At 71.6% G+C, this 3965-nt stretch carries 4 protein-coding genes; 2 read left to right on the top strand and 2 right to left on the bottom strand.

The genetic code is table 11. The features are described from left to right. The coding region (locus G6023_RS00640; RefSeq protein ID WP_182633823.1) for a TIGR03089 family protein at positions 1-453 on the bottom strand (453 nt) is incomplete at its 3' end. Between the two features lie 76 nt (positions 454-529). Continuing rightward, entirely contained in the window at positions 530-2104 is a 1575-nt protein-coding gene (locus G6023_RS00635) for an LCP family protein (protein WP_182633822.1), read from the bottom strand. A 111-nt stretch (positions 2105-2215) separates the two neighbouring features. On the opposite strand from G6023_RS00635, the gene G6023_RS00630 reads away from it, so the two are divergent. After that, entirely contained in the window at positions 2216-3094 is an 879-nt protein-coding gene (locus G6023_RS00630; protein ID WP_119191966.1) for a glycosyltransferase family 2 protein, read from the top strand. Positions 3095-3189: 95 nt separating this feature from the next. Next, positions 3190-3965, top strand: a 776-nt coding sequence (manB, locus tag G6023_RS00625) for a mannose-1-phosphate guanylyltransferase ManB (RefSeq protein ID WP_347570688.1), incomplete at its 3' end; no start/stop codon positions are given.

The raw sequence follows: 3965 nt of genomic DNA, 5'->3' as shown, positions 1-3965 counted from the left end.
GAACGCGTCCGGGTGGATGCGGCAGGCCTCGGCGAGGTCGGTGACGCCCGGGGGGACCTCGACGCCGGCGGCCGCCAGCGGGCGGCCCATCGGGTCGGTGGTCATGAGGAGGGTCTCGATGTCGGTGGGGTGGCGGTCGAGGCGGTCGGAGACGGTGACGACGGCGACGGCGTCGTCCGCGGCCCCTGTGCTCACCTCGGCGCCCGCCCACCAGGCGCCGAGGAGGACGCCCGCGGTGAGCCAGTGCGCGGGCAGGTCGCACACGATCACGTCGCCCGGCATCACCCCGAGTTCGTCGCGCAGGAGTCCGGCGATCTTCGCGGCCCAGTTCGCGGTGGAGGTGACGGACAGTTCCACTCGTGACGGGGCGGCCTGGTCGTAGTGGGTGACCATGGGGGTTCCCGGGTCGAGTGCGAGGAGCGGCTGCAGGACGGTGTCGGCGGCGGTGGTCACTCTGGGCCTCCCGGGTGGTGGTCGGTCAGTGGGCGCAGTCGGTCGGTGGGCGCAGTCAGTCGGTGGGCGCAGTCGGTCAGTTGACGCAGGGCACGTCCGAGCCGGCGTCGAAGGTCGGGCGATCCGCGATGGACGGCGGCAGCGGCGCATAGGAGGAGGTGGTGGGGGAGTAGGACTCGGTGCCGGCGGCGTCGCCGGTGGGGCCACTGTAGTCCTCGGCCAGGACGACGCGGACGGAGCCGTCGGGCAGCGCTGGGTCGACCTGCACGGGCAGGCCGCCGAGGGCCTCCGATACGGCAAAGGCGGCGTCGTCGTCGGCGGAGGCTGCGGCGACGTGCGAGGTGTAGGCGGCGGCCGGGTCGGTGAGCAGGTCGCCTGCGGTGTAGCCGAGTTCGGTGAGGGCTCCGGAGACCTGCGCGGCCAGACCGTCGATCGCGGTGGTGTTGACCACGGAGACCGTCACCTCGGCGGGGTCCGGCCCCGGCGCGTCGGTGGGGGTCTGCTCCGGATCGGTGGTGGCGTCGGCGTCCGCTTCCCGATCCTCGGTGCTGGCGAAACCGGCCACGAACTCCGACACCTCGGCGGGGTCGGCGGTGACGATGGACTCGCCCCACTCGGTGAACGAGTCGATGCTGGTGACCGGGATGGTCTCGAATCGGACGTTGCCGCCGCTGATGTCCTGGAGCTTCATGGCGAAGTCGACGAAGTCCCAGTTCTCGTCGATGACGAAGGACCGCTTGGCGGCGTCGACCAGCGCACCGAGTTTCGAGGGGTCGGCCAGGGTGCCGGCGGAGAGGATCTTCTTGACCAGCTGGGACATGAACACCTGCTGACGGACGATCCGGTCGAGGTCGCCCGCGGGCAGGTCATGGCGTTGGCGCACGAAGCTCAGGGCGTCCGATCCGGAGACCGTCTGGACGCCGGCACGGAAGTTCGCGCCCGACAGCGGCTCGTCGACCGGCTCGTTGAGGCAGACGGGGACGCCGCCGACCGCGTCGGTGAGCAGTACGAACCCCAGGAGGCCGATCTCGGCGTAGTGGTCGGCCTGGACGCCGGTGAGATCCTCGACGGCGCCGATGAGGCCGTTGCGCCCGGCCTTGACCGCGGCGCGCTGGTCCTCCTCGGTCAGTTCACCGTCCGGGTCGGACGCGACGGCACGCTCGAGATGGGCCTCCTTGTTCGCGACGTAGACGCCGTTGATCTTGCTCCCGCCGACCGAGCTGGTCTCCACGTAGACGTCGCGGGGGATGGAGATCGCGGTGGCGGAACTGCCGTCCTCGGGGATCCTGATGAGCAGGATCGTGTCGGTGTTCTCGCCCTCCTCCTCGCCGGTCCGGATCGTGGCCAGTTCCTCTTGGCTGAGGGGGTTGCCCTGCGCGTCGGTCCGGTTGTCCGTGCCCACCAGAAGGATGTCGACGGCGCCGTCGAGGCCACCGTCACCCACGTCGAGACCGCCGGCGGAGGTCAGGTCCGAGCTGAGTCCGTTGAACAGGGTCCACCCGACGCCGGTGACCAGGAGACACAGGGCGGAGACGAGGGCGGCCACGACGCGACCGACCCGGTACGCGACCGGGCGGGCCGGGGTGGCGTGACGCCGTCTCCGTGCCCGGCCGGGGGCACGACGGGGCGTCGCTGGCAGCTCGGCGCTCATCCACCGTCCTTGTCGTCGAGTAGGGCCGCTCGAGGCCGCCGATGATGATCAACGGTACCGCGCCGCGCGCCGGGCGTCGGAATCCGTGGGGTGCGTCGTAGGGTGTTTCGCGTGACGACCCGACTACCCGTCGTGACGGTGACGTACTCGCCGGGCGACCACCTCCGCAGCTTCGTCGAGACCCTCCCCGCGGCCACGACCCGGCAGGTCGGCCTGGTGATGGCGGACAACGGGTCGACGGACGGGGTGCCGGAGGAGGTCGCGGCGGAGTACGGGTTCGCCGAGTTCTTCCCCACGGGCGACAACCTGGGGTACGGCACCGCCATCAACCGGGCGGTGACGCTGATCGCTGGCCGGCCGGAGGATTTCGACCAGGAGTTCGTCCTGGTGGTCAACCCGGACGTGACCTTCGAACCCGGGTCGGTGGACGAGCTCCTCGCCGCCGCCGCACGCTGGCCGCGGGCCGCCGCGTTCGGCCCGCGGATCTCCGAGACCGACGGGTCCGTGTACCCGTCCGCCCGGGCGGTGCCACGTCTGGGCGCGGGGATCGGCCACGCCCTGCTCGGCCAGGTGTGGCCGCGGAACCCGTGGACGGCGGGATACCTCGACGACGCGGACATGGAGACCGAGCGGGCCGCCGGGTGGCTGTCGGGTTCGTGCCTGCTGCTGCGCCGGGCGGCGTTCGATGCCCTGGGCGGGTTCGACGAGCGGTATTTCATGTACCTCGAGGACATCGACCTGGGCGACCGTCTCGGCAGGGCCGGGTGGCAGAACGTCTACGTGCCCGCCGCCGTCATCCACCACGACCAGGGTCACGCTGCGAACGCGGTGCCGGAGTTCACCCTCCGGGCGCACCACCGCAGCGCGTACCTGTTCCAGGCGGACAGGCACCCACACGCCTGGCAGGCACCGATACGCTGGGCGCTCAGAGCGGGCCTGGAGTTGCGGTGTCGCCTGGCGATCCGGTCCGCCCGGCGCGCCGCGGGCTGAGCCCGACACCCCGGAACCGAGACCCATCCACCGGCCACCGGAGCGGGGCGAGCGCGCCCCCGCCCGCGGCCCTTTCGACAGCAGGAGCCTTCACCGTGACCTCGACGACCCCCGGGAGTGCCACCGCCGACGACGACCTGATCGCGGACACCGAGGCGGTGGTGCTGGTCGGCGGCAAGGGCACCCGGCTCAGGCCCCTGACGATCTCGGCGCCCAAGCCGATGCTGCCCACCGCGGGCCTGCCCTTCCTGACCCACCTGCTCTCCCGGATCCGGGCGGCCGGCATCCGGCGCGTCGTGCTGGGGACCTCCTTCAAGGCCGAGGTCTTCGAGGAGTACTTCGGCGACGGGTCGGCCCTGGACCTGGACATCTCCTACGTCGTGGAGACCGAACCCCTGGGCACCGGCGGCGGCATCCGCAACGTCCTGTCCGAGCTCACCGCCTCGACGGTCATGGTGTTCAACGGCGACGTCCTCGGCGGGACCGACCTGCGGGAAATCCTCGCCCTGCACCGCGAGAAGAACGCCGACCTGACGATGCACCTGGTCCGCGTCTCCGATCCGCGCGCGTTCGGCTGCGTCACCACCGACGACGACGGGCGCGTCCAGGACTTCCTGGAGAAGACCCAGGATCCGCCGACCGACCAGATCAACGCCGGCTGCTACGTGTTCCGCCGTGAGCTCATCGAGCAGATCCCCGAGGGCCAGCCGGTGTCGGTCGAGCGTGAGACCTTCCCCCAGTTGCTCAGTGAGGGCCGGCGCGTCTACGGGTTCGTCGACTCCGCCTACTGGCGGGACATGGGCACGCCGGAGGACTTCGTGCGCGGCTCGGCGGACCTGGTCCGCGGCATCGCCCCGTCGCCGGCGCTCGA

This window comes from Dietzia sp. DQ11-71 (assembly GCF_014144995.1).
In the GTDB taxonomy this organism is placed as follows: Bacteria; Actinomycetota; Actinomycetes; order Mycobacteriales; family Mycobacteriaceae; genus Dietzia; species Dietzia kunjamensis.
Note: the sequence above shows the minus strand (reverse complement) of the source record. Positions and strands in the feature narration are given on the sequence as shown.

Coding starts and splice junctions, on each gene's coding strand:
- G6023_RS00635 (WP_182633822.1), bottom strand. CDS start 2,104: ATGAGCGCCGAGCTGCCAGCGACGCCCCGTCGTGCCCCCGGCCGGGCA.